Raw genomic sequence first — 25,514 nt, 5'->3', positions numbered from 1 at the left:
ATCACGCGAACGCCTCGACGCGGATGCGCTCGTCGAGGACGTCGCCGAGGAGCTCGCGTTCGCGCGCCGTCGCGCCCTCGCCCTCCCGCACGTGCGCGAGGAAGGCGTCGACGAGCTCGGCGTCGCTGCGCGCGGCGCGCACGCGCTGGGAGTACGAGCGCCCGTCGTCGCTGCGCACCACGGCCGGAGCGTGCACGACCTTGGCGCAGAACGGGAACCGTTCCTGGAGGCGGCGCAGCGGATCGCGCTCGGGCAGCGCGTCGGTGTACTCGACGCTCACCCACGCGTCCTGCGCCGCGGCGTGCGCGGGAGAGGAGAGGATCTCGGCGAACGGGCCGCGCAGCGTGACGAGCCGGCGCGGCACCGGCAGCGCGAGCCACGTCGCCTCGGCCGCACCCTCGGCATCCAGCTCGACCAGCCACGACCCGCGCGGCTTGTCGCCCTCGCCGAAGCTGTAGTGGAGGGGGGCGCCGGCGTAACGCACGTGGGGGGCGAGCCGCTGGCGGCCGTGGATGTGTCCGAGCGCCGCGTAGTCCACTCCGTCGAACACCGACAGCGGCACGACGTCGAGCCCGCCCTGCTGGATGTCGCGCTCGAGGTGAGGGGTCGGCTCGACGCCCGCGGCGAAGCAGTGCGCGATGGCGACCGCGCGCCCGCCCCGGCTGGCCCGGTCCGCGCGCACCCGCCGCATCGCGTGCCCGAGCACGTCGGCGTGCGTGCGCGCCTGGGGCCACGACGCGCGCAGCAGCGCCGGCTCGAGGTAGGGGATGCCGTAGAAGTGCACCGGGCCGTGCGAATCGGACACGGTGATCGGCTCGTCGAGGCGCTCCGGGTCGGTGCGCACGTGGATGCCGTCGCGCAGCAGGCCCGCCTGGAAGCCCAGACGCGCGGCCGAGTCGTGGTTGCCGCTGGTCACGATGACCTGGGCCCCGGTGTCGGCGAGCGCCCGGAGGGTGTCGGAGAGGAGCGTGTAGCAGGCGGCGGCCGGAGCGGCGGAGTCGAAGACGTCGCCGGCGACGATCACGACGTCGACGTCGTGCTCGCGCACCTGTCGCGTGAGCGCCTCGAGCACCCCGCGGAGCGCGTCGAGCGTGGAATGACCGTGGAAGGTCCGCCCGATGTGCCAGTCCGAGGTGTGGAGGATGCGCATGACTCCACGGTAGGCGGAGCCGGCGACATCGCCCGGAAGGCCCGCGGCGGAGCCCTCAGTCCTGGGCCGCGCGGCGCCGCACGCCGAGATCGATGACACCGATCAGCAGGGCGATCGCGACGAAGACGCCCACCGCGACCATCCCGTACGCGTATGCGTTGTGGAAGACCTCGAGCCCGTCGTGCCCCTCGCCCTTCTCCCGGTAGATCGTCGAGTAGAACAACGACAGGCCGATCGCCGTGCCGACGGCGGTCCCGACGCGCTGTCCGAGCTGGCCGACGGAGCCCGCCAAACCGCCCGCGCGGGTGGGGATGTCGGCGAGGGTGAGCGTCTGGTTGGGCGCGACCACGAGTCCGGCGCCCGCACCGGCGACGACCATGACCGCCGCCATCGCGTACTCGACGACGCCGGCCGGCACCGTGTAGGCGACGACGGCGAGGGCCGCGACGCTGACGAGCACGATCACCAGGCCCCACACCACGAGCGGCCGCCCGAGCCGCGCGACCAGGTTGCCGCCGAACCAGGCGGTGATCGCGCTGGCGACCGCGAAGCCGATCGAGACCATGCCCGCGAACACCGGCTCGGTGCCGACCCCGGTCTGCAGGAACAGCGTCGTGAGCAGGAACATCGCCGGGATCGCGGTGAAGTAGGTCGTGACCACGAGCGTGCCGTTGCGGAAGGACGAGATCGAGAAGAGCGAGAACGGCACGAGAGGCAACCGGCCGGATGCCGCGTAGCGCCGCTCCCACCACGTGAACGCGGTCACGAACACCACGAACAGCACGAGCGACCACCACCGACGCGGGTCGTCGCTCGGAGCACCGGTGGTGAACAGGAACGGCCACATGAGCGTGATGATCGTGAAGGCCAGGAGCACGAGCCCGACGGGATCGAGCTGGAGCCGCCCGGGCGTCGAGCGGCGCGTACGCGGCAGCAGTCCGAGCACGCCCGCGATCACGAGCGCGCACAGCGGCACGTTGATCCAGAAGATCCACCGCCAGCCGTCCTGGGCTCCGCCGAGCGCGATCATGAGCCCGCCCAGCGTCGGGCCGATCGCCGTCGCGATGCCGATCGTCGCGCCGAACAGGCCGAACGCGCGCCCGCGCTCGGCGCCGACGAAGATCTGCTGGATGGTCCCGAGCACCTGGGGCATCTGGATGCCGGCCGCCAGTCCCTGCACGAGGCGGCCCGCGATGAGCACCTCGATGGTGGGCGCGACGGCGCACACGATGCTCGTGACGAGGAACAGGCTCAGCCCGACGAGGAACAGGGTCTTGCGGGAGCGCTGGTCGCCGAGGCGCCCGAAGGGCACGAGCGCCAGCCCGAACATCAGCACGTAGCCCGAGACGACGATCTGCAGCTGCGTCGAGCCGGCGCCCAGCGCCTTCTCGATCGAGGGCAGCGCGACGTTCACCTTGCTCAGATCGAGGATGGTCAGCGCAGCGACCGAGACGCAGACCCAGAAGGCGCGCCACCGCTGAGCGCTGTCGAGGGGGATGCTGGCCGTTGCGGGACTCGTCACCGTCCCACGCTAGCGTCCCTGCGCGGCGGGGCGGCCGCGGAACGAGAAGAGGGGTCCGCCTCGCGGCGGACCCCTCCCCTCAGGCGATCAGCGGCAGGAGGCGGCCGCCACCGTCGCCGTCTGCACCGTCGACGACGCGTTGCCGGCGGCCGTGGCCGTCACGGTCACGGTGTGCGCCGCCAGCGCGCTCTCGCGCGTGGTGAACGTCGTCGACACGCTCTTGCCGGCCGGGACGGAGACCGTCTTCGCGCCGGACGGGCTCGCGAGCGCCGCCGAGACCGCGACGGTCTCGTTGTTCGTCACGGTGACGACCTCGACCACCTTGCCGAGCACGCAGCGCGTCGTCGCGGAAACGGCGATGCGCGGCCCGAACGAGACGGATGCCGACGTCGACGCGCTGACCAGCCCGTCGCGGTAGCCGTCGTAGTGCGCCGTGACGGCCGTGACCGTTCCGGGCACCTCGACGTGGGCGGCACCGTCGGACAGCGCCACGGTGGCGCTCCAGCCGCCGCCGGAGAAGGTCACCGTGCCGACGACGTCGCCGCCGTCCGCCGCGGCGACGCGCGCCGTGACCTCGCGGCCCTGGGCGCTCAGCGTGGTGGTGGAGGCCACCGCGGAGACGCCGGTCCACGCGTGCATCGCGTCGAGCACACCCTGGGTGACGCTCACGAACGCGCCGTGCCGGGGGCTGGCGGGCAGGCCGCCGGTGGCCCGCACGTTCCACGTCGACCGCTGCGACAGCCGGTCGCTCTGCGTGCTCGAGGCGATGGCGCCGCCGCTCGTGAGGAAGGCCCGGTAGCCGCCCGCGCCGTAGTTGTCGACGAGGAAGACGTAGCCGTCGCCCGTGTTGTTGGGGTCGCCCTCGTTGAGCTTGACGATCTCGGGACCCTCGCCCGCCTGCCCGGTCTCGAGCGAGGTCATGTGCGTGTCGACCAGCTGCCACGTCGTCGACGGGTCGGCCGTCCAGCTCGACGCGGTCGTGGGCGCCGTGAGCACCTTCGAACGCTCGAGGAAGATGTCCTTGCCCGCCTCGAGGGTGCCGGCGGCGCCGCCCTCCTCGTTCTTGGTGAAGCGGTAGTAGTAGTTGCCGATCTTCGTGACGGTCGAGTCGATGCGGGCGTAGCCGGTGTCCTGCCAGCTCGTCGGCGGGTACGTGAAGGTGCGGAAGTCCCGCGTCAGCACGTAGAACATGCGCGCATACAGGTTGTCGCTGTTGGTGTGGCTGGCATCCGAGTACAGCCGCGACGCGAAGAACACGACATAGGACTGCAGGTCGTCGTCCCAGTACGCCTCGGGCGCCCAGGTCATGCCCGCCGCCGGCTGGTTGACGGTGATGCCCGTGTTCTCACCGTTCGTGCGGCTCCAGGTGACGAGGTCGGTCGACTCCCACACCTCGATCTTCAGGCTTCCCGCCGACTGGGCGGGGCCCCAGCCGGTGCCGCATCCGATGCACAGGTCGGTCGCGACCATGTAGTACTTGTCGCCGTCCTTCGAGCGGAGGATGTACGGGTCGCGCAGGCCCTTCGTGTCGGCGGTGGAGGTGATGACCGCGTTGCCGCCGTTGACGGGCGAGAACGTGAAGAAGTCGTTGCCCGACGTGGCCGCCTGGTAGATCTTCTCGTCGCTGTCGGACTTGAAGTAGGCCGCCGCGTAGCCGGCATCCGGAGCCCAGCGACCGTGCTCGGCGACGGTCACGGTGAAGCTGCGCTCCGCGGTGGCGCCGTTGAGCGTCGCGTGGGCCGTGAGGGTCGCGGTGCGGTCGCCCGCGCCGTAGGCGGGCCGCGCGACGATGCCGCCGCCGCGATACGGATCGGCCGCGCCGACCGCCGGTGCCGTGTAGCCGGGGTCGGTCGGGGTCACCAGCGACGCGTCCGAGGAGGTCCACGTGATGGCGGCGCCGTTGACGGCGCCCTTCGTGGCCAGCGGGAGGTTCTCGGTGGTGCGCGACGCGAGCGTGATGGCGTCGAGGTCGGCGGCGACGCTGGGCGCGAGCACCGTCACGTCGAAGGTCAGCGTGCTGGACAGGCCCGTCTGCGCCGTCAGGGTGACGGCCGTGTTCGCGCCGATGGAGCGGGAGACCACACCGGTGGTCGACACGACCGACGGGTTGGAGGAGGACCAGGTCAGGGAGACGCCGTTCACCGTCGCCGGCAGCGTCAGGTTCGACGACACGCTCGAGAGCGAGGCGTTGGAGCCCAGCATCTGCGCGAGGACGTCACCGCGCAGCAGCGCCGACGTGGTCGCGCTCTTCTGCTGCGCCGTCGGCATGCTCGCCGACACGTCGGAGGACGACAGCGCGACGTCCCAGAACTTGACGTCGGAGACGTCCGCCTTCAGCAGCGGATCGCCCTGGTAGAGCGAGCGGCCGAGGTAGCCGAGCACCGAGCCCGTCGGGATGATCGAGCTGAGCGAGAGCGCGTGCGTGAGCGTAGAGATCTGCACGCCGTCGCGGTACAGGGTCAGCGTGCTGCCCGAGCCCACCATCGTCAGGGTCGTGAAGCCGGGGTTGAGCCCGCCGCCGGCCGGCAGACGGCTCTCGCCGTTGCTGCCGCCGTTCTTGACGCGGATCGCGGACAGCACCTGGTCGGTGTAGCCGCCCTGAGCCGAGCGGGGGCTGAGGAAGATGTGGTTGCCGAGGGCCGTCGTGTTCCACGCGCCCACGCCGTCGCCGATGACCCAGCCGAAGTGGTTCGCGGAGGTCTGCGTGGACACCGTGTACTCGACCGTGAAGTCGTTGTCCGCCGCGGTGATGAGCCCCGACGGGAGGGACGCATAGCCGTCGGCGCGGAAGCGCAGGACGGCGTCGCCGCCCGCGTCGGCGAAGGAGCCGTCCGTGAGGCCCGTCAGCGTCGCGTTGCGCCCGTTGCCGGAGACGTCGAGCAGGGTCGTGCCGCTGTGCGACATGTCGTAGTGCGCGGTCGGGGCGGGCACGCCGGCGGCCGACGCGGCACCGGGGGTTGCGAGGCCGACGCCGGTGAGCGCGAGCACACCGGCGAGGGCGGCCGCGACCGCGCGGCGGGACGAACGCCCGGATGCCGCGGGGGCAGGCGGGAGCAGTGCTGATCTCATCGTCGAGACCTTTCTCTTTCGGGTAGGTGGTGTCGAGGGCGGGCGAGGGGGCTCAGAATCCCTGGGCCAGGCGGTAGTAGGCCTGGTTCCAGCGCAGCTCCTTCTGGAAGCCGCGGACGGTGGTGTCCTCGTCGATCACGAGGAGCTCGGTGCCGGCGATGTCGGCGAAGTCGCGGAAGACCTCGATGCCGACCGCCGTCGTCATGACGGTGTGGTGCGCGGCGCCGGCGGTCAGCCAGCAGGCGGCGCTGGTCGCGAAGTCGGGCGCCGGCTTCCAGATCGCGCGTCCGACCGGCAGCTTCGGCAGGTCGGGCGCGTCGACGTTCTCGACCACGTTGGCGACCAGCCGGAAGCGGTCGCGCATGTCGCTCATGGCGACCACGACGGCGGGGCCGGGGTCGGCGGTGAAGACCAGACGCACCGGGTCGTCCTTGCCGCCGATGCCGAGCGGGTGGATCTCCAGGCGCGGCTTCTGGGTCGTCAGCGACGGCGAGACCTCGAGCATGTGCGCGCCGAGGATCTTCTCGTCCCCGGCGACCATGTCGTAGGTGTAGTCCTCCATGAGGCTCGCACCGCCCGGCAGGCCCGCGCCCATGACGTTGGCGACGCGGACGAGGATCGCAGTCTTCCAGTCACCCTCGGCGCCGAAGCCGTAGCCCTCGGCCATGAGCCGCTGCACCGCCAGACCCGGCAGCTGCGTCAGCGCGCCGAGGTCTTCGAACGAGGTCGTGAAGGCGCCGAAGCCGCCGGCTTCGAGGAAGGTGCGCAGTCCGATCTCGATGGCCGCGCCGTCGCGCAGCGACGCGTGGCGCTCGGCGCCGGGTCGCAGCTCCTCGGCGACGTCGTACTCGGCGAGGTACACCTGCACCAGGGCGTCGATGTCGGCGTCGGATGCCGCGGCGACGGCATCCGCGAGCTCGTTCACGCCCCACGTGTTCACCTGCACGCCGAAGCGCAGCTCGGCCTCGGTCTTGTCGCCCTCGGTGACCGCGACGTAGCGCATGTTGTCGCCGAAGCGGGCGAGCTTGAGGGTGCGGGCGGCCTGCCATCCGGCGGCGGCGCGCTGCCACTGCTCGATCTGATCGCGCACGGCGGGGTTCGAGACATGACCCACGACGGTCTTGCGGGCCACCCCCAGCCGGGTCTGGATGTAGCCGAACTCACGGTCGCCGTGGGCGGCCTGGTTCAGGTTCATGAAGTCGAAGTCGATGTCGTTCCAGGGCAGCTCGACGTTGGCCTGCGTGTGCAGGTGCAGCAGCGGCTTCTGCAGTGCGTCCAGGCCCGCGATCCACATCTTGGCGGGACTGAAGGTGTGCATCCAGGCGACGACGCCGATGACGGAGTCGTCGCTGTTGGCGTCCAGGGCCAGGCGGCGGATGCTGTCGGAGTCGGTCAGCACCGGCTTCCACACGACGCGCACGGGCAGCCCCTCGAGACCGGCGGCGACCGCCTGCGACTGCGCGGCGACCTGCTGCAGCGTCTCCTCGCCGTACAGCCCCTGGCTGCCGGTGACGAACCAGACGGTGTAGTTCTCGAGAGTGGTGGAGAGGGTCATGATGTCTTTCCGGTCGTGGGGACGGGGGTGGGCGGCCGCGAAGGGGCGCGGCCTCAGAGAGCGGTGACGGCCGCCGCCTCGACGGCGAGGCCGGCGCGGTAGCGGTCGAGATAGCGGGCGAATCCCGCGACGTCCGCGGGATCGGGGTCGACGACGGCGGCCGCGGCATCCGCGAACACCACGGCGTCCAGGTAGGCGCCGAGGCCTTCGGCGGCGCGCGCCGCGACCGCGCGACGGAAGGCCGCGAGCACCGCGATGCCCCACGCCCCGCCCTCGGATGCGGTGTCGCCGACGGCCACGGGGGCGTCGAGGGCGGCCGCGAGGAAGCGCTGCGCGACGCCGGCGGTGCGGAAGACGCCGCCGTGGGCGTACATCCGGTCGAGGGCGACGCCCTCCCCGTGCAGCACCGTCATGCCCAGGGCGAGGGTGCCGAACACGCCGTAGACCTGCGCGCGCATGACGTTGGCCAGGTCGAACGTCGATTCCGGCGTGCGCACGAACAGCGGGCGCCCCGCCGTGAGGCCGGCGATCGGCTCGCCCGCGAGGTGGTTGTAGGCCAGCAGTCCGCCCGCGTCGGCATCGCCCTCGAGCGCCTCGCGCAGCAGGACCTCGAACACGGCGTCGTCGTCGAGGGGCGCTCCGGATGCCGCCGCGAACCGGCGGAACAGGCCCGCCCAGGCGGCGAGCTCGCTGGCGCCGTTGTTGCAGTGGACCATCGCGACCGGGTCCCCGGCGGGGGTCGTCACGAGATCGAGCTCGTGGTGACGCCCGGCGAGCGGCCGCTCCAGGACGACCATGGCGAAGATGCTCGTGCCGGCGCTGACGTTGCCGGTGCGCGGAGCGACCGCGCCGGTCGCGACCATGCCGGTGCCGGCGTCGCCCTCGGGCGGGCAGAACGGCACGCCCGGCCGCAGCGCGCCGCGGGGATCGAGCAGCGCCGCACCCTCGGGGGTCAGCGACCCCGCATCGGCGCCCGCGGGCAGCACCTCGGGCAGCAGCGAGCGCAGCGGCGGGAGGGCGGCGCCCTCGCGCGCGATGAGCGCGTCCACGCGCGCGACCAGGCGCTCGTCGTAGTCCGCCGTGTCGGCGCCGATCGGGAACACGCCCGAGGCGTCTCCGACGCCCAGGACACGCCGACCTGTCAGGCGTTCGTGCACGTAGCCGGCCAGCGTCGTGACCGCGACGAGCCGCGCCACGTGCGGCTCGCGGTCGAGCACCGCCTGCCGCAGGTGCGCGATCGTCCAGCGCAGCGGGATGTTGACGCCCAGCAGCTCCGACAGCTCCGCGGAGGCCGGACCCGTGCTGGTGTTGCGCCAGGTGCGGAAGGGGACGAGCAGCTCGCCGTGCGCATCGAAGGCGAGGTAGCCGTGCATCATCGCCGAGACGCCGATCGCGCCCACGGTCTCCAGCCGCACCCCGTACCGGCGCTCGACGTCGGCGACCAGGTCGGCGAAGGCGTCCTGCAGTCCCACCCAGACGGCGTCGAGCGGATAGGTCCAGCGGCCGTCCTCGAGGCGGTTCTCCCACGCGTGGGCGCCGACGCCCAGCACCGTCGCCGGCGCATCGGCGTCGACGAGGCAGGCCTTGATCCGGGTCGAGCCGAACTCGATGCCGAGGCTGGTGCGACCGGCGCGGATCGCCTCCGCGAGGACGGTGTCACCCGTGGTGGTCATCGCCGTTCGTCCGTTCCCTGCCCGTAGACGTTCTGATACCGGTTGTAGAGCGCGTCGATCTTCTCCTGCGGGATCGGGATGAGCTCCCCCGCCTGGCGGGCGATGTGCACGGTGCGGGCGACGTCCTCGCACATCACGGCGGCCTTGACGGCATCCTTGGCGTTGACGCCGATGGTGAAGGGACCGTGGTTCTGCATCAGCACGGCGCGGCTGCGGTGGCCCCGCAGGGTCTCCACGATGCCGCGGCCGATCGAGTCGTCGCCGATGATCGCGAAGGGGCCGATGGGGATCGGTCCGCCGAACTCGTCGGCCATCGCCGTGATGACGCAGGGGATCTCCTCGCCGCGAGCCGCCCAGGCGACCGCGTAGTCGGAGTGGGTGTGCACGACACCGCCGACGTCGGGCATGTTCCGGTACACGTAGGCGTGGGCCGCCGTGTCGCTCGAGGGGCTGCGGTCGCTGCCCGGCGTGCCGGGGACGACGGCGCCGTCGAGATCGCAGAGGATCATGTTCTCCGGCGCCAGGTCGTCGTAGGAGACCCCGGAGGGCTTGATGACGAACAGGTCGCTGTCCGGAACCCGTCCCGACACGTTCCCGCCCGTCCAGACGACGAGGCCGTACCGCACCAGCTCGCCGTGGAGGGCGGCGACATCGGCGCGCACCGCATCGATGCGCTCCTGCAGCGCGGCGTCGATCACGACCGCGCCCTCGTGCCCGCTCATCCGCTTCGTGAGGACCCGCTGGAGCAGGACGAAGGCCAGGAGGATGCCGCCGGTGATGATCGTCAGGTACTCGGGCTTGATGGAGCCGTCCTTCGTGATGATCATCCACAGCGCCGCGAGCACGAGCGTTCCCACGACGGAGCCGAGCACGTAGCCGACGCCGCCGGTCAGGAGGGTGCCGCCGATGACGACCGCCGCGATCGCATCGAGCTCCCAGCCGATGCCGGTGACGTTCTGGGCCTTGCCGCCGACCTCGGCCGTGTAGACGACCGCCGCGACGCCGGCCAGCGCGCCGCTGATCACGTAGATCCAGACGCGGGTGCGGGCGACGGGCAGGCCCATCAGTTGAGCGGACGACTCCGCGCCGCCGATCGCGTAGACGGTGCGTCCGGTGCGGGTGCGGTGCAGGAAGAACACGGCGGCGATCACGATGATCACGGCGACGAAGAAGCCCGGCGTGAGCACGAGGTCGTTCGTCTTGACACCGTCGATGAGCTTGAAGTCGGTGGCGAAGAGGCGGATGGGCGCGTCGTCCGGGGCGTGGACGGGCACCGTCGAGAGCATCGAGGCCAGTCCGCGTGCCAGGAACATCATCGCCAGCGTCGCGATGAACGGCTGCACGTTGAAGTACTGGATCAGCACGCCCGAGACCAGTCCGAACAGCGCACCGAACACGATCATCAGCACGATCGCGAGCCAGCCGTTGACCCCGATGCCCATGAGCATGACACCGGCGACCGAGGTGAACGCGACGACCGCGCCGACCGAGAGGTCGATGCCGCCGGAGAGGATGACGATCGTCATCGCGACGGCGAGGATGATCGTCGGCGCGAAGCTCACGAGCAGGCTCGACATGGTGCCGAGGTGGAAGACGCGGCCGTAGGCGAGCTCCGCGTACACGAGCATGCCGATGAAGAGCACGACGGCGGCGAGGGTCGGGATCAGCGACTGGCTGCGCCCCCAGAGGCGCGACCAGGCCGTGCCCCGGGGCGTGGCGATCGCCGCGGTGCCGCCCGCGGGCTCCGGCGCGGTGCGTTCGCGGGTGGTGGACGCGTCGCTCATGCGACGACCTCCTTCGGCTGCGTGGACTCGGAGAGGGGGGCCTCGGGGGTGCGCGAGCGGTCGCCGCGACGCAGCACGAGGGAGCGGATGCGCTCGGACTGCAGCAGCACGAGGGCGACGATGACGATGGCCTTGAAGGCGGGGGTCGCCGCCGCCGAGACACCGAGGAAGAGCACCGTCTTGTTGAGGGTGGCGATCAGCAGGGCGCCGACCGTCGACCCGACGATCGAGAACTTGCCGCCCGCGAGCGAGGTGCCGCCGATCACGACCGCGAGGATCGCGTCGAGCTCCATCTGGTAGCCCGTCCCCGACACGTCGACGGTCATGACCTCCGACACGGTGAACAGGCCGCCGACCGCGGCGAGCGCCGCCGACAGCACGTACACCGAGATGAGGATGGGCCGCGGACGGATGCCGGCGAGGCGGCTGGCCTGCGGGTTGATGCCGATCGACTCGATCATCAGCCCGAGCGCGGTGCGGCGCATGACGAGCGCCACCAGGATCACGATGGCGATCGCGAGCACGAAGCTCAGCGGCAGCCCGAGGAACTGGCCGTTGGCCAGTGCCCGGAACGGCGCGTTCTCCGCGTTCGTGTTCTGCCCGCCGGTGATGACGCGGGCGATGCCGCGGCCGGCGAGCATCATGACGAGCGTGCTGATGAACGGCTGCAGGCCGATGACCGCCACGAGGAAGCCGTTGACCGCGCCGAGCACCACGCCCAGCAGCACCGCGAGCCCGATGGCGGCGAACATCGCCCCCACCGAGGTGGGCTGGCCCAGGCCGCTCAGGGTGACCATGGCGATCGCGCCGCCGACGGCCATGACCGAGCCGACCGACAGGTCGATGCCGCTGGTCGCGATGACGAAGGTCATGCCGAGCGCGATCATCACGATCGGCGCCGACACCCGCAGGATGTCCAGCACGTTGCCCGAGAGCTGACCGGTCGTGGGGTTCACCCCGACCGCCAGGTAGGACGGGTCCTTCAGCGTGTTCAGGGCGAGCAGCAGGACGATGCCGACGATGCCCCAGAACCACGGTGTGCGCACGAGCGCCCTCAGACGGTTCATGCCTGTTCTCCTTCGACCTCGTCGGCGAGGGCGTCCGCGCGGGCTTCCGCCGCGGCATCCGAGTCGGCGGCGATGATCGAGACGATCCGTTCCGCGGTGACGTCGGGGCCGTTGACGACCTCGCCGACCTTCTGGTGGTCCTTCATGATGACGATGCGCTCCGAGAGGCGGACGACCTCCTCCAGCTCCGAGGAGATGAAGACGACGCTCATGCCGCCCTCGGCGAGCTCGGCGACGGTCTCCTGGATGTCGGCCTTCGCGCCGACGTCGATACCGCGCGTGGGCTCGTCCAGCAGCAGCAGCTCGGGGTCGGTGGCCAGCCAGCGGCCCAGCAGCACCTTCTGCTGGTTGCCGCCGGAGAGCAGACGGATGGGACGGTCGGGATCGTTCGGCCGCACGCTGAAGCGCTCCATGTAGGTCTTCACGAGGCGGTCGACCTCCCGCGCCGGCACGCGGCGCAGCCACCCGCGCTGGGCCTGCACGGCCAGCATGATGTTCTCGCGGATGCTGAGGTCGCCGACGATGCCGTCGTCGCGGCGGTTCTCGGTGGAGTAGGCGATGTGGTGGGCGAGGCCCGAGACCGGAGAGGTGATGCTCGCCTTGGCGCCCTTGAGGCGGACGCTGCCGGCATCCGGCTTGTCGGCGCCGACGATCAGGCGGGCGAGCTCCGTGCGGCCGGAGCCCAGGAGGCCCGCGAAGCCGACGACCTCGCCCTTGTGGATCTCGATGTCGGTGGGTGCCAGGGCGCCCTTGCGCGCGATGCCCTCGGCCGCGTAGACCGGGGTCGCGGTGCGGTCGCGGTCATCGACCTGACGGTTGGAGCCGAGCGCGCGCAGGGCGCCGAGGTCCTTGCCGATCATCTTGGAGATCAGCTCGGTGCGGTCGAGGTCGCGCTTGAGGTACTCCCCCACGAACCGGCCGTTGCGCAGCACCGTGATCCGGTCGCTGATCGCGTACACCTGGTCGAGGAAGTGGGAGACGAAGAGGATGGCGACGCCCTGGTCGCGCAGCTGTCGGATGACGCCGAACAGCGTCTCGACCTCGGCGGCGTCCAGGCTCGAGGTCGGCTCGTCGAGGATGAGCACCTTCGACTTGGTGACCATCGCGCGGCTGATCGCCACGAGCTGCTGGAGGGCGATCGAGATCGACTGCAGCGGGGCGCGGGGGTCGAGGTCACCCAGCCCCATGTCGGTGAGGACCTCGCGGGCGCGGGCGTGGGTCTTGCGCCAGTCGATGCCGAAGACCGAGCGGGTCTCGTGACCGAGCATGACGTTCTCACCGATGGTGAGGTTCGTGCAGAGGTTGACCTCCTGGTACACGGTGGAGATGCCGGCGGCCTGCGCCGACGCCGTGCCGGAGAAGCGTCGCTCCTCGCCGAAGACGAGGATCGAGCCGGAGTCGATCTGGTAGACGCCGGTCAGCGCCTTGATGAGCGTCGACTTGCCGGCGCCGTTCTCGCCCATGAGGGTGTGGACCTCGCCGGGCAGCAGACGGAAGTTCACGTCGTCGAGGGCCTTGACGCCCGGGAACGTGATCGACGCGCCGCGGACTTCGACGATCGGGAGGGGTTCGGTCACCACGTGCAGACTTCCTCGTTGAATGGGTGGGTCACCACTGCGGGTGGATGGTGGGACGGGGACCGCCGCGGGCGGCGATCCCCGTCCCCGTGTGTCGAGCGGGCTCGGTGGCGCGGCTTAGAAGCCGAGGCCCTCGTCCAGGGCCGTCTGCGCGGCCTCCGGCGAGTCGAACGTGGCGCTCTTGACGATGATGGTCGAGTCGACCGTCTCGCCGGCGAGAGCCTTCTTCACGGCGTCGACAGCGTCGGTGCCGAAGAAGGGGTTGTACTGCGCGACGAAGCTCAGGTCACCCTTGGCGAGGGCCTCCAGGGCGCCCTTGGTGCCGTCGATCGTGGCGATCTTGACGTCGGTGCCGGGCTTGAGGCCCGCCGCGGTGACGGCCTGCGCCGCGCCGATGCCCATCTCGTCGTTCTGGGCGAAGATGAACTGGATGTTGTTGTTGTTGGCCTTGAGGACCGTCTCGATGACGGACTTGCCCTCGTCGGTCTTCCAGTTGGCGGTCTGCGCACCGACCTTGTTCCACCCGGACTTGCCGGAGATGGCCGCGTCGAAGCCCTCGTTGCGCTCGTTGACGACGGACAGGCCGGGCACGCCCTCGAGGACGAAGTAGTTCGCTCCGCTCGGGAAGGTGGTCGCGGCCCACTCGCCCACCGACTTGGCGACCTGCGTGTTGTCGGGCGCGATGCGGGTGACGTAGAGGTCCGACGGGGCGTCGACGCCGCGGTCGAGGAGGATGACCGGGATCTCGGCCTCCTTAGCCTTCTTCAGCTCGTCCTCCCAGCCCGACGCCTCGGTCGCGGTGAGGAGGATGACGTCGACCTCGTCGTTGACGAAGGTCGAGAACGCGTCGAGCTGCGACTTCTGGTCGCTGGGGCTCGCGGCGGGGGCGTACTTGAGGTCGAAGCCGGCGTCCTTGGTGAACGCGTCCTTGATGGCCTGCTCGTTGGCGTTGCGCCAGCCGCCCTCGGGACCCACGGCGACGAAGCCGACGGTGATGGTGTCGCTGCCGGCGGCGGCGCTACCGGTGCCGGCAGGCTCCGAGCCGCCCGAGCATGCGCTCAGCCCGACGACCATCGCGCCGGCGGCTGCGACCGTGAGCAGTCCACGGAATCCGCGCTTGCTGATGTCCATTCTTTCTCCTCCTTGAGAGTCCTCCGCGACGATTGCGGAGGATGTGTGTGGTGCCCCGGGGGGCGCATGGGATGCTGCAGGACGATTGTGCGCGCTAACAATTGGCGAACACAAGCCCGGATCGCGGTTTCCGTGACTTTCGTTACCTGTTTGTTACCGCGAACACGCGCGGCACGCGGCGGGCGTCGACGGGGTCAGCGCGCGGGGGGCGCCGTGGAGGCGCGCAGGACCAGCTCGGGGGCGATCAGGGCGTGCATGGCGGTGTCGTCGCCGTCGATCGCCGCGATGATCAACCGCAGCGCGAGAGCGCCCAGCGAGGCGAAGTCCTGACGCACCGTCGTCAGCGGCGGCAGGAAGTGGCGCGCGTCGGGAAGGTCGTCAAACCCGATGACGCTGACGTCCTCCGGCACGCGCAGACCGCGCTCCACGAGCCCGTGCACCGTGCCGAGCGCCATCTGGTCGTTGGCGGCGAACACGGCCGTCGCGGCGCCCAGCTGGCGCGAGCGCCCGATCTCGTAGCCGCGGTCCGACGTCCAGTCCCCCGGGACCATCGGTCCCTCGGGCAGGCCCGCCGCCTGCAGCTCGTCGCGCCAGCCCTGCCAGCGGGCGCGGGCGTCGTACCAGTCGAGCGGGCCCGCGACGTGCGCGATGGTGCGGTGCCCCAGGCCGACGAGGTGCGCCACCGCCATCCGCGCGCCGGTGTACTGGTCGACGGCGACCGTGTGGAGGTGGGGGTCCGGCTCGGCCTTGATGACGAGGGTCGGCATGTTCGAGCTGTGCTCGCGGAAGAGCTCCAGCGCGGAGGAGCGCGGCGCGATGACGCACAGGGCGTCGATGCCCTGCGCGACGAGATCGCTGATGCCGGTCGAGATGGTGGCGGCATCCTCGTCGGACGTCGAGAACACGCTCACCGAGTACGCGCTCGCGCGCGCGGCCTCCTCGATCGCACGCAGCGTGCTGTTCGGGCCCCACTGGACGGGGCTGTCCACGAGCACGCCGATGCGCATGGACCTGCTCGTCGCGAGAGCACGCGCGATCGAGCTGCGCGTGTACTGCATCTCATCGATCGCCTGCAGCACGCGCACCCGCGTGGACTCACGGATGTTCGGATGCCCGTTGAGCACCCGTGAGACCGTCATGTGCGAGACGCCGGCGTGGTTGGCGACGTCGTAGATGCTCGGTTTGGCCCATCCGCGACCGTTCTGGTCAGCCATCTGCGCCCCTCCCCTGAGAAAGCTCCGCATCGGCCACCTGCCGGCGCGACCGTTCCGATGGAGTCGTCACGCGCTCGGGAGCGGATGCCTCATCGTTTCACACTCCATCCGGAGCGCCACCGCCCGACGCGCCGCGCCGGCGCCGGGAGCGCAGCATCATCGCCGCGCCGGCGAGCACGACGGCCACGCCGACGAGGCCGAGCTCGATCGGCGGAGTGCCGCCGGTCGCGGGAAGGGGTGTGCCGGGGGCGGGCAGCGGGGCGATCACGACGTTGACGTTCACGCCCAGGCCGTTCGGATCCGCGACCGGGTCGAGGGGGATGTCATCAGCCACGGGGGGCCTCCTGGTTCAGGTCCGCGGCCGCCGCGCGACGGCCTTCCTCGTGCGCCTGGGCGACGAGCTGATCGATCCGGCGGCGCGATCGTGTGCGCCCCCAGAACAGGGCGAAGACGAGGAGGGCGATGCCGAGGAGGACGATCGCCTGGGGGGCCGGTAGCGCCCACAGCGACGCCTCCGCCGACGTCGGCGCCACGGCGGGGGTGTCGCCGGCGATGGTCACGGCGCGGGGCACGAGCGAGACGGTGGCCGGGACGTAGACCAGCGGCCACACGCCGTCCACCACCACCCGCATCGTCCGCCGGTCACCCGGCAGCAGCTCCGTCGCCGACTCCCCCTCGGCGGGGAACGACACGGTGCGATCGCCCACCGAGACCGTGCCGGCCGCCACCAGCCGGGTGTTGCCGGCGTTGGCGACGTCGAAGGTCACGACCGCCGTCCCCGGCCGCAGCGGGTTCCAGTCGATGTCGTACGAGGCGGCGGTCGCGTCCAGTGCGGCGGCCGGAGCGATCTCGCCCGTCACCCGCGTGAGGACCCGGAAGCCGACGCGGCTCTCCACCCCGACGCTCGCCCCGCCGTCGGCGCGCCGCACCGACAGGACGCTCGCCGTGATGCCCGCCGCGTGGTCGCCCGGTTCGGCGGTGGCGGGCACGGCGATCGTGAACGGGACGACGACGGTCGCACCGGCGGCGACCGTCACGCTCTCCGGGACGGAGATCCAGGTCCCGGCATCCACCGAGGCCGTGCCGTCGGCGAGGATGTCGAAGCGCCCGGCGGGGGTCGTGAACCCGTCCGCCGCGGTCAGGCGGAAGGTGACCTCGGCATCCCCGACGTTGCGCACGGCGAAGTGGTCCTCGACGCTCTGGCCGGGGTCGAGACGCACGTCGACGGTGCGACGGCCGTCGGGACCGGAGGCGTCCGCCGGCACGACCGACCACCGCACGTCCGGCGCCGCGTCGTCCGCGTGCGCCGGAGTCGGCAGCAGGATGCCGCCCACGAGCGCGGCGAGCCCGAGTGCCGCGGCGGCGAGCGCCGCCGCGGCACGGGACGGCGTCCGCGTACTCACCCGCACGCCTGTGCGGCGTAGGCCGCGGTCTGCGGCGCCGCGACGTCCGACCCGCTGCGCGCGGTCACCGACACGGTGCCCGCGGTGGTCGCGGCGGCGCGCGTCGAGACGGCCCACGTGACGGTCGCCCCGGCGGCGATCGAGGAGTAGGCCTTGCTGCCGAACGCGGTGGTCACGTCCGCGGAGATCGCGGCGCTCTCGAGATTCTTGGTCTGCACGGTGACGTAGACCTTACCGGCGACGCAGCGCGTCGTGGCCGACACCGAGATGCGCGGTCCGACCGCGACGGTCTGCGGCGCGACGCTCTCCAGCGTCGGGGTGATCGTCTTCATCAGGCCGTCGGGACCGAACTCCACCCGATCGATCGTCGTCTCGCGGTGCGTGCCGTCACCCGACGGCATCGCGAACCGGTGATACGCGATGTACCAGTCGTCGGTTCCCGGGACGTTGATGATGGAGCTGTGCCCGGTGCCCTTGATGCCGAGGGACAGGTCCTTCTGCAGGATCACGCCGCGGTAGGTCCACGGGCCGTTCATGCTGGTCGCGGTCGCGTAGCCCACCCGGTAGTTCTCCGAGCCGGTGTCGTCGATCGAGTAGGTCAGGTGGTACAGCCCCTGCCGGTAGTTGAAGAAGACGCCCTCCCGGAAGTCGGTCAGCCCGTTGATGCGCTGGTACGTGCCGGGCTTGATCGACACCATGTCGTCGGAGAGCTCCGCGAGCACCGGGCTCCCGTTGCCCCAGCCGAGGTAGTACTTGCCGGTGACCGGGTCGTGGAAGGCGGCCGGGTCGATCGCCTGACCCGACGTGATCGCCTCGTTGTTGAGGATCATCGCGGTGGTCTTCGCCACGAACGGCCCGGTCGGGCTGTCGGCGACGGCGACCCCGATGGTCTTGCGGTCGTACGTGGGGTTGTGCCCGGAGAAGTAGAAGTAGTACTTGCCCGCGCGCTCGATGATCGTCGGTGCCCACGCGTTCCCCGTCGCCCACGGCACGGTGCCATTGACGCCGTCGAGGGTGAGGATCGGCTGCGCCGAGCGCTCCCAGTCGACGAGGTTCTTCGAGCTCCAGACGTAGAACGTGTTCCCGCCCCAGCCCGGCACGCCGTCGCTGGTCGCGTAGATGTAGTACGTGTCGCCGAAGACCGCGATGTTCGGGTCGGCGTAGAGGCCGGGCAGCACCGGGCTCGCGACGACGCGCGCCTCGATCGTCCAGGCCGTCGTCGCGCCCGTTCCGGTGGTCACCGTGTAGGTGACCGGCGACGACAGGTCGACCGTCGTGCCGCTGGCGGGCGACACCGTGGCGGTGGACACGGTCGTGAACGTCGGCGCGAGGCGGGTGAGGTCGGTGCCCTTGACCACCGGCAGGATGACGCGGTGCGCCGCGGCGTCGACGATCGGCGCCAGCTTCAGGGCCTCCGGCTGGGCGAGCGAGACGTCCAGCAGCCGGTCCTCGATGCCCGCGTTGGCGAGGATCTCGGTCTGCGACAGCGCGCGGTTGTAGACCCGCACATTGTCGTAAGCGCCCTGGAAGTAGCCGTCCGCGCTGTAGAGCGATCTGCCGAGGTAGCCGACCAGATCGCTGCCGAGCTGCGACACCGTGGCGCCCAGGGCCGTGTTCTCCCCGAGCAGCGCGCCGTCGGCGTACACCCGCATCGTGCTCTTGTCGAAGACGAGGTCCAGTCGATGCCACTGCCCGGCGCTCACGCTCCCGGTCACGGCCGACTCCGCGGTCCACGAGTTCTGCGTGATGGCCGTGCGCACGTCGCCGCCGCGCAGGCGCAGGAAGGCGTACCGCGTCGAGTCCGTTCCGAACGCGAAGGTGAAGAAGTTGCCGCTGGATTTCTCCGACTTCACGTCGAGGGACACGGTCATCGTGTCGCGCCCGTCGAAGAAACCGGTCGGGAAGGAGGCGTAGCCCCCGCTGGCGCCCGTCAGACGCAGCACGGCACCCCGGTCGGGGTCGTCGACGACGGCCGCCGTGCCGTGGGCGGTCAGGTCGGCGTCGCCGACCTCGTCCGCCAGTGAGCCCCCCGTGAAGGAGTACTGCGCGATGGGTCCCTGCTGCGGCTGCTCCGGCGTCGTCGCGTCGTCGCCGTACGCGGCGAGGAGGCGCGCCTCCTCGGCGGCGGACAGACGCAGCACCGAGCCGTGCCGGAACGGCTTGTCGAACGAGTACTGGTCCGCGCCGGTGCCGGCGCTCAGCTGCGTGAACGACAGGCTCGCCAGCGACGAGGTCGTCTGCGCGTAGTACCCGTTCTGGTCGCCCATGACCGCCCAGCCGCCCTGGGGCAGCGGGTAGACGGTGAGGCCCTCCATCGAGGCGCGCAGACCGTGCGCGGCGGCATCCCCGCGCTCGATGACGCGGGTCCAGGGTCCGTCGAGGCTCGTGGCGGTGTCGACGACGGTCATCCAGTCGGACGTGGAGAAGCGGTAGTAGGTGTCGCCCTCCTTCGCGATCGTCGAGTCGATGATGTTCGGACCGGACTGCCCGTCGCCCTTGTCGTTGAGGGAGGTCCAGATCACCGGCTCGGTGAAGGTCACGAAGTCGCGCGTCTTGGTCAGGTACATCCGCAGCGCCCAGTCGGACGTGCCGTTGTCGGTGCGGTCGCGCGCCGCCCAGTACACGTAGTACTCGCCGGTCGCCTCGTTGTAGGTGGCCTCGGGCGCCCAGACGCATCCGGCATCGTCGAAGCCCGCGAACACGATGCGCTGGTCGCTCCAGGTCACGAGGTCGGTCGACTCCCAGACGACGAGGTTCTTGCTCGCGTTCAGCTGGTCCCACCCGGAGCCGCCGGCCCCGCCGCCCTCGGCGTGGAGGTCGGTGCCGATGATCCAGTACTTGTCCCCCTCCGGCGATCGCACGAGGTGGGGGTCGCGCACGCCGAGGTCTCCGGCGAGGTTGGCGAGGATGGGCTTGTCGTCGTTGAGCTTCGACCAGTGCAGACCGTCGGTGGAGTGCCCGAAGAAGATCTTCTCGTAGCCCCCGCTCGTGGCGAAGTGGGTCCACAGGTAGCCCGCGGAGTAGTCGGTGTCGAGGTTCTGCGGAGCCGCGGTGACGGTGACGTCGATCGAGCGGACCGCGCTCGTGCCGGGCACGGTGGCCGTGAGGGTGACCTGGCGGGTCGTCGCGCCGCGCGTGACGACGCCGGCGGCGGCGGCGCCCTGCGCGGTGGTCGTGATGATGCCGGCCGGCGACGCCGACCAGGCGATCGTGCTGCCGTTGACCGCGCCCGCCGCGGGCAGGGTGATGTTGCCGCGGATGTCCTGCGCGCCGGGGATCGAGAGGGCGTCGAGGTCCTGCTGGGCGCGCGCCGTCGCATCGGCCGCCGGCGAGACGGTCGCCGCGAAGGCGCGGGTGGCGGATGCCGCCCCGCGCGTGATCGTCGCGGTCAGGGTGACGGCGGCGGGAGCGCTGCCCGCGGCGGGGCGGGTGACCGCGCCGGCGGGGGTGATCACGGCGGGGTCGCTGGACGCCCAGGCCACCTGCGAGCCGTTGAGCCCCGTCGTCGGCAGGGTGAGGTCCGACGTCACCGCGCCGAGGTCGCCGAGGGCGAGCGCGGCGCGGTCACGGGCGACCCGCACGTCGTCGGAGGGCGCGAGGGCGGCCGCCTCCGTCGAGGTGAGGGCGTGGTCGTAGATGCGGACGTCGCGGAGGCTCCCGGCGAGGGTGCGGTCGGCGGTGTACACGGACTTGCCGAGGACGTTCGCGGCCGTGAGGCCGCCGCCGATGGATGCCGGGGTGAGGGTCACACCGGACTGCTGGGCCACCTGCACGCCGTCGAGGTAGAGACGTGCGGTGTCGGTGGCGTCGTCCAGGGTGTAGGCGATCGTCTTCCAGACGTCGCGGGGCAGGTTCTGGCCGCTGGAGACCGTCTGCTCGGTGCTCCAGTTGCCGCTGGCGATGCTCGCGCGGTAGCCGTTGCCGCTGGAGAAGAGGTAGCCGTTGCCCACCCCGCCGGCATCCGTGTTCCCGAACCCGTAGATGAAGTAGGGCGTGCCCTGCTCACCGCGGATCAGCACGTCCGCGCTGATCGTGATGGACGTGAGACCGGCCAGGAGGTTCGCCGGCAGCGCGACGTGATCGTCGACGCCGTCCAGTCGCACGCCCTCGCCCCCGGTCAGGGTCGGACCGCCCACGTAGCGGCCGTCGCGCGCATTGCCGGAGGCGTCGCGCGCGACGGTCCCGGAGGTGTCGTCCAGCGGGTAGTGGGCGACCAGTCCGGTCGCCGCGGTCGCCGGGGCCGCCAGGCCCACCACGCCCGCGACGGACATCGCGAGGGTGGTGGCGGCGGCCAGGATCCTGATTCGGGGCGTCGTGCGCGTCATTGCGTCTCCTGGGGGTGAACGGGGTGGAGCGGGGGTGAGGGGTGTCAGTCCACCTGGTCTTCCCAGAGCGTGAGGGTGATCGTGCCCGCGTAGGCGCCGGGGGTGACCGTGCTCGGGACCTTCAGGAAGAGGTCGGCGCCGGCCGTCCAGCTGCCGACGCTCGCGGCGCTCTGCGAGTCGAGGCTCAGCGCGAGCAGCTCGTTGCCGACGAGTCCGACGTTGTCGGCCGGCACGTTGGGCGTGGGGGCGTCGAGGACCGTGTTCACCTGAGCGCCCTCGCCCACTTCGCCGTCACCGGTGTCGGTGATCAGCTTCGGCGCCCAGCCGAGGTGACCGGCGTCGATGCTGTTCGTGCCGTCCGTCAGTGCGCTGGACTGGCCCGTGACGTACCAGAACACGCCCTCCGGCACGCTCTGACGGTCGTCGGTGACCGTGACGTCGGGCAGGGCGCCGTTGAACTGGCGGATGCCGGCGTCGCCCGACGGAACCTCGGTCAGCGAGGTCGAGCCCGATGCGACGCTCAGCGTGAGGGCGCCCACCGCGTCGATCTGCACGTCGACGCCGACCTCCTGGTTGCCCACCGCGTTGTCTTCGGCGGCGAAGGCGGCTCCGGCGCCGCCGATCAGCAGCAGCCCTCCGACGACACCGGCGGCGGTGCGCGCGAGCACGACGTTCTTCTTCATTGCTTGACTCCCGTTCTCAGAGCGGCCTCTGCGCCGCGCCGGATGCTGTCGGCCCGACGGTGGGCCTCGACTCCGAGAAATGTTAGCGATAACGGTTAGCGGAAACAGTAACGCTTTGATAACGCCGTCGCGGCGCGACCGACGGCCCCGACCACGCCCCGCCTTCCCGCGGTCGGGTGCCTTGACACGCCCGCGGCCGCCGCCCTACCGTGAGCCGCGTCGGATTGTTTCCGCTAACACCCACGACCGTCCATCGGCGGTCGACCCCCTGAGCGATGGCGCCCTCCCGCCCCCGCGACGCAGCCGTCGCGGGATCGGACCACCGGCTCGTCGCCGCGACCGAGAACAGCGAGGTACCCGCGCATGACGACGCGCCCGAGAGCCCGATTCCGCCTCCCCGGAGTCCCGAACCGTCCCGCCGCCGCCCGGCCGCCGATCCGCGCCGGCGCCGTCCTGACCGCCGTCGCCCTCGCGGTCGCCGGAGCGACGGTTCCCACGGCCGCCCAAGCGGATGCCGCGGCGCAGCCGATCATCCACTACTCGTTCGACGCGGCCGCCGGCACGACCGTCGCCGACGCGAGCGGCAACGGGAACGACGCCACGATCCGCCTCACCGGCGCCACGGTCGCCGACGGCGCGCTGTCGCTGCCCGGCGGCGCCCGCGCGACGGCGGCCTACCTCGAGATCCCCACCGCCGCGCTCGTGGGCAAGAAGGACCTCACCATCTCGACGTGGCTCTCCCCCCGCACCGGCGCCGCGAACACGGCCGCCGCCTTCATCGGGGCACCGGTCGCCTCCGGCGCGTCGTACTCCTCCGGCTACTGGCTGCTCAACCCCAGCAACCCCTCCGGCTACGTCAAGTCCGTCATCACCAACGCGACCAACGCCGGGTCGCCGTGGAGCACGGAGGTCGGCGCGGGCGCGACCGGCGCCGCGACCGCGGGCGCCCGCACGCCGGCGGGGCTGAGCCTGTACACCACCGTGATCGACGGCACGAGCGGACAGCTGCGCGTGTACGTCAACGGGTCGCGCATCACCCAGAACGCCATCGCGCGCGACGTCGCCTCGTTCGGCGCCACGCTGACGGCGAGCCTCGGCCGCTCGACGTACAACGACACCAACTGGAGCGGTCTGGTCGACGACTTCGCCGTGTACTCCCAGGCGATGTCGGATGCCGACGTCCAGAGCCTCTACGCGGGCCAGGCCCTCGACCGCGCCGTCGCGGGGGTGACCGTCCCCACCACGGCGACGGCCGACTTCACCCTCCCGACGACGAGCGCCGGCGTCGCCGTCGCGTGGCAGTCGGATGCCGCGGCGATCTCCGTCTCCGGGGGATCCGCGACCGTGCGCCGGCCCGCGGGGGGCGCGGGCGACGCGCACGTGACCCTCACCGCGACCTTCACGGTGGGCACGACGACGCGCACGCAGACCTACTCCGTGACCGTGCCGCAGGAGCTGACCGACCAGCAGCGGGTGTCGCAGGACATCGCGGCCGTGCAGGTGAGCGGCCTCGACGACGTGCGCACCAACTTCTCGGTGCCGACGCTCGGCGCGCAGGGCTCGACGATCACCTGGACCGTCAGCTCCGGCGCCGCCTCGGCCTCGCTCCGCGACGGCGTGCGCGCCGACGCGCGCACCGTCGTGGTCGCCCGACCGGCCGCGGGATCCGCCGCGGCCACCGTCGAGCTCACGGCCGTCGCCCGCAGCGGCGACGCCACGGCCAGCCGCACCTTCACGGCCCGCGTGCAGCCGATGCCGGGCGGCTCGGCCACGACCGAGGCCTATTTCTGGACGTTCTTCACCGGCGAGGGTCAGGGCGCGGAGCGGGTCAGCATCGCGGCATCCAAGGGCAACGACGCGCTGAGCTGGAACACGCTCAACGGCGGGCAGCCCGTGTTCTCCTCGACGGTGGGCACGCAGGGCCTGCGCGATCCGTTCATCCTGCGGGCGCCCGGCGGCGACAAGTTCTACATGATCGCCACCGACCTCAAGATCGACGGGCTGGCCGGCGGCTTCACGACGGCGCAGATCTCCGGCTCGCGCTACATCGAGGTGTGGGAGTCGACCGACCTCGTCACCTGGTCGGCGCAGCGCCACGTGAAGGTCTCCAGCGACTTCGCCGGCAACACCTGGGCGCCCGAGGCCTACTGGGACGAGGAGCTCGACACCTTCGTGGTCTATTGGGCCTCGAACCTCTACCCGACCGCGAACGCCGCCGACCGCACCGCCGTCACCTACAACCGCATGATGTACGCCACGACCGACGACTTCGTCACCTTCTCGGAGGCGAAGCCCTGGATCGACGTGCGTCGCGGCACGGGTCTCGGCACGATCGACTCCACCGTGGCCAAGGTCGGCGACGTCTACTACCGCTTCACCAAGGACGAGGCGAGCATGACGATCCGCGAGGAGAAGTCGACGAACCTGCTGGCGACCGTCACGGGCTCGCTGCCGGGCACCTCGGGAGCCGCGGACCAGTGGACGCTCGTCCAGGAGCGCGTCGCCACGGGCCTGTCCAACGGCGAGCCGGGCGGCGTGTACTCCAGCGGCGAGGGGCCGAACGTCTTCCCCGCCAACGAGGGCGACGTGAACGGGCTGGACTGGTATCTGTTCATCGACCAGCCGAACTACCACGGCGGACCGAACCACTACGTCCCGTTCGGCACGACCGACCTCGACGGGGGCACCTGGCAGCCGCTCGGCGCGAAGCTGCGGCAGGGTCTGCCGCAGAACGCCGACGGCGGCAAGCCCCGTCACGGCACCGTCCTGCCGATCACCCGCGCCGAGTACCAGAAGGTGCTGGAGGCGTACGCCCCCGACATCGCGGTCGCCTCGGTCGCGGCGATGGACCTGTCCACCACGGCGGGCACCGCCCCGACGCTGCCGCAGGCCACGCTGACCACGCTCAGCGGCGCCCAGCGCACCGTCGACGTCGTGTGGGACGCGGTCGCCCCGTCGTCGTACGCCCAGCCGGGCACCTTCACGGTGCGCGGCGTCGCGCAGGACGACTCCCGCATGCCGGTGGAGGCCACCGTCACGGTGACGGCCGCGGCCCACGTCGCGGTGACCACCACGGCCCGCTGCGTCCTGGGCAAGGCGACGCTCGTCGTCACGACCGCGAACGAGCGCGGCGGCGACGCGACGGTCACGGTCGTGACCCCGTACGGGTCCCGCAACATCACGCTGGCCGCGGGCGCGACGTCCTCGTACGCGTTCACGACGCGTCTGACGACGATGCCGGCCGGTCAGCTGTCGGCGACGGTGACGCAGGGCGGGGCCGTGTCCCCGCTCACCGTGGCCTACGCCGCCCGCAGCTGCGGCTGACGCCGCCGCATCGTCCGTCGACGACGGGGGTCCGTTC

Annotated in this window: 15 protein-coding genes and 1 pseudogene; 1 reads left to right on the top strand and 15 read right to left on the bottom strand. The window is 71.5% G+C overall.

The window, feature by feature from the left end:
- Nucleotide 1: 1 nt before the first annotated feature.
- The 15 genes and pseudogenes from L0965_RS02980 to L0965_RS02910 all read right to left on the bottom strand — a co-directional run bounded on the left by L0965_RS02980 (nucleotide 2) and on the right by L0965_RS02910 (nucleotide 22,153).
- Entirely contained in the window at nucleotides 2-1,150 is a 1,149-nt protein-coding gene (locus tag L0965_RS02980) for an exonuclease SbcCD subunit D (RefSeq protein WP_101305595.1), read from the bottom strand.
- 55 nt (nucleotides 1,151-1,205) lie between these two features.
- Nucleotides 1,206-2,672 (bottom strand): MFS transporter, encoded by a 1,467-nt coding sequence (locus L0965_RS02975; protein ID WP_101305594.1) that lies wholly within the window; start codon nucleotides 2,670-2,672, stop codon nucleotides 1,206-1,208.
- Between the two features lie 87 nt (nucleotides 2,673-2,759).
- Nucleotides 2,760-5,741, bottom strand: coding sequence for an immunoglobulin-like domain-containing protein (locus L0965_RS02970; RefSeq protein ID WP_101305592.1), 2,982 nt, complete (start codon nucleotides 5,739-5,741; stop codon nucleotides 2,760-2,762).
- A gap of 52 nt (nucleotides 5,742-5,793) precedes the next feature.
- The gene (gene araA, locus L0965_RS02965) at nucleotides 5,794-7,296 is read right to left on the bottom strand and encodes an L-arabinose isomerase (RefSeq protein ID WP_101305591.1); all 1,503 of its coding nucleotides are present in this window, start codon (nucleotides 7,294-7,296) and stop codon (nucleotides 5,794-5,796) included.
- A 53-nt stretch (nucleotides 7,297-7,349) separates the two neighbouring features.
- Nucleotides 7,350-8,969: a xylulokinase gene (locus tag L0965_RS02960; RefSeq protein ID WP_101305590.1), complete on the bottom strand. Its 1,620-nt coding sequence runs from the start codon at nucleotides 8,967-8,969 to the stop codon at nucleotides 7,350-7,352.
- Complete coding sequence (locus L0965_RS02955) at nucleotides 8,966-9,691, bottom strand: L-ribulose-5-phosphate 4-epimerase (protein WP_060959388.1); 726 nt, start codon at nucleotides 9,689-9,691, stop codon at nucleotides 8,966-8,968. The genes L0965_RS02960 and L0965_RS02955 overlap by 4 nt, the downstream gene beginning before the upstream one ends.
- A 90-nt stretch (nucleotides 9,692-9,781) precedes the next feature.
- Nucleotides 9,782-10,495: pseudogene (locus L0965_RS02950) on the bottom strand (ABC transporter permease); the annotation flags it as partial.
- Between the two features lie 254 nt (nucleotides 10,496-10,749).
- Entirely contained in the window at nucleotides 10,750-11,820 is a 1,071-nt protein-coding gene (locus L0965_RS02945; RefSeq protein ID WP_060959386.1) for an ABC transporter permease, read from the bottom strand.
- Complete coding sequence (locus L0965_RS02940) at nucleotides 11,817-13,400, bottom strand: sugar ABC transporter ATP-binding protein (protein ID WP_101305589.1); 1,584 nt, start codon at nucleotides 13,398-13,400, stop codon at nucleotides 11,817-11,819. Before L0965_RS02940 ends, L0965_RS02945 begins: the two co-directional genes overlap by 4 nt.
- Nucleotides 13,401-13,514: 114 nt before the next feature.
- Nucleotides 13,515-14,528, bottom strand: coding sequence for an ABC transporter substrate-binding protein (locus L0965_RS02935; RefSeq protein WP_060959384.1), 1,014 nt, complete (start codon nucleotides 14,526-14,528; stop codon nucleotides 13,515-13,517).
- Between the two features lie 194 nt (nucleotides 14,529-14,722).
- The gene (locus L0965_RS02930; protein WP_060959383.1) at nucleotides 14,723-15,742 is read right to left on the bottom strand and encodes a LacI family DNA-binding transcriptional regulator; all 1,020 of its coding nucleotides are present in this window, start codon (nucleotides 15,740-15,742) and stop codon (nucleotides 14,723-14,725) included.
- A gap of 97 nt (nucleotides 15,743-15,839) precedes the next feature.
- On the bottom strand, nucleotides 15,840-16,076 hold the full coding sequence (locus tag L0965_RS02925; protein ID WP_101305588.1) for an LPXTG cell wall anchor domain-containing protein: 237 nt from the start codon (nucleotides 16,074-16,076) through the stop codon (nucleotides 15,840-15,842).
- A complete protein-coding gene (locus tag L0965_RS02920; protein ID WP_232783992.1) occupies nucleotides 16,069-17,145 on the bottom strand; it encodes a WxL protein peptidoglycan domain-containing protein in 1,077 nt (358 codons plus the stop codon). The genes L0965_RS02925 and L0965_RS02920 overlap by 8 nt, the downstream gene beginning before the upstream one ends.
- The gene (locus tag L0965_RS02915; protein WP_101305587.1) at nucleotides 17,142-21,470 is read right to left on the bottom strand and encodes a family 43 glycosylhydrolase; all 4,329 of its coding nucleotides are present in this window, start codon (nucleotides 21,468-21,470) and stop codon (nucleotides 17,142-17,144) included. Before L0965_RS02915 ends, L0965_RS02920 begins: the two co-directional genes overlap by 4 nt.
- 44 nt (nucleotides 21,471-21,514) lie before the next feature.
- Nucleotides 21,515-22,153: a hypothetical protein gene (locus tag L0965_RS02910; protein WP_060959379.1), complete on the bottom strand. Its 639-nt coding sequence runs from the start codon at nucleotides 22,151-22,153 to the stop codon at nucleotides 21,515-21,517.
- A gap of 363 nt (nucleotides 22,154-22,516) precedes the next feature.
- On the opposite strand from L0965_RS02910, the gene L0965_RS02905 reads away from it, so the two are divergent.
- Nucleotides 22,517-25,477 (top strand): immunoglobulin-like domain-containing protein, encoded by a 2,961-nt coding sequence (locus L0965_RS02905; RefSeq protein ID WP_101305586.1) that lies wholly within the window; start codon nucleotides 22,517-22,519, stop codon nucleotides 25,475-25,477.
- Nucleotides 25,478-25,514: the final 37 nt, after the last annotated feature.

This window comes from Microbacterium sp. NFH-22A-Y (assembly GCF_021401375.1).
Classification (GTDB): domain Bacteria; phylum Actinomycetota; class Actinomycetes; order Actinomycetales; family Microbacteriaceae; genus Microbacterium; species Microbacterium hominis.
The sequence above is the reverse complement of the archived record's forward strand: the minus strand, read 5'-3'. Positions and strand labels throughout refer to the sequence as shown.

Bases quoted from the DNA above. Each gene is read 5' to 3' on its own strand.
- L0965_RS02980 (WP_101305595.1), bottom strand. From the start codon at position 1,150: ATGCGCATCCTCCACACCTCGGACTGGCACATCGGGCGGACCTTCCAC.
- L0965_RS02970 (WP_101305592.1), bottom strand. From the start codon at position 5,741: ATGAGATCAGCACTGCTCCCGCCTGCCCCCGCGGCATCCGGGCGTTCG.
- araA (WP_101305591.1), bottom strand. From the start codon at position 7,296: ATGACCCTCTCCACCACTCTCGAGAACTACACCGTCTGGTTCGTCACC.
- L0965_RS02960 (WP_101305590.1), bottom strand. From the start codon at position 8,969: ATGACCACCACGGGTGACACCGTCCTCGCGGAGGCGATCCGCGCCGGT.
- L0965_RS02955 (WP_060959388.1), bottom strand. From the start codon at position 9,691: ATGAGCGGGCACGAGGGCGCGGTCGTGATCGACGCCGCGCTGCAGGAG.
- L0965_RS02945 (WP_060959386.1), bottom strand. From the start codon at position 11,820: ATGAACCGTCTGAGGGCGCTCGTGCGCACACCGTGGTTCTGGGGCATC.
- L0965_RS02935 (WP_060959384.1), bottom strand. From the start codon at position 14,528: ATGGACATCAGCAAGCGCGGATTCCGTGGACTGCTCACGGTCGCAGCC.
- L0965_RS02930 (WP_060959383.1), bottom strand. From the start codon at position 15,742: ATGGCTGACCAGAACGGTCGCGGATGGGCCAAACCGAGCATCTACGAC.
- L0965_RS02915 (WP_101305587.1), bottom strand. From the start codon at position 21,470: ATGACGCGCACGACGCCCCGAATCAGGATCCTGGCCGCCGCCACCACC.
- L0965_RS02910 (WP_060959379.1), bottom strand. From the start codon at position 22,153: ATGAAGAAGAACGTCGTGCTCGCGCGCACCGCCGCCGGTGTCGTCGGA.
- L0965_RS02905 (WP_101305586.1), top strand. From the start codon at position 22,517: ATGACGACGCGCCCGAGAGCCCGATTCCGCCTCCCCGGAGTCCCGAAC.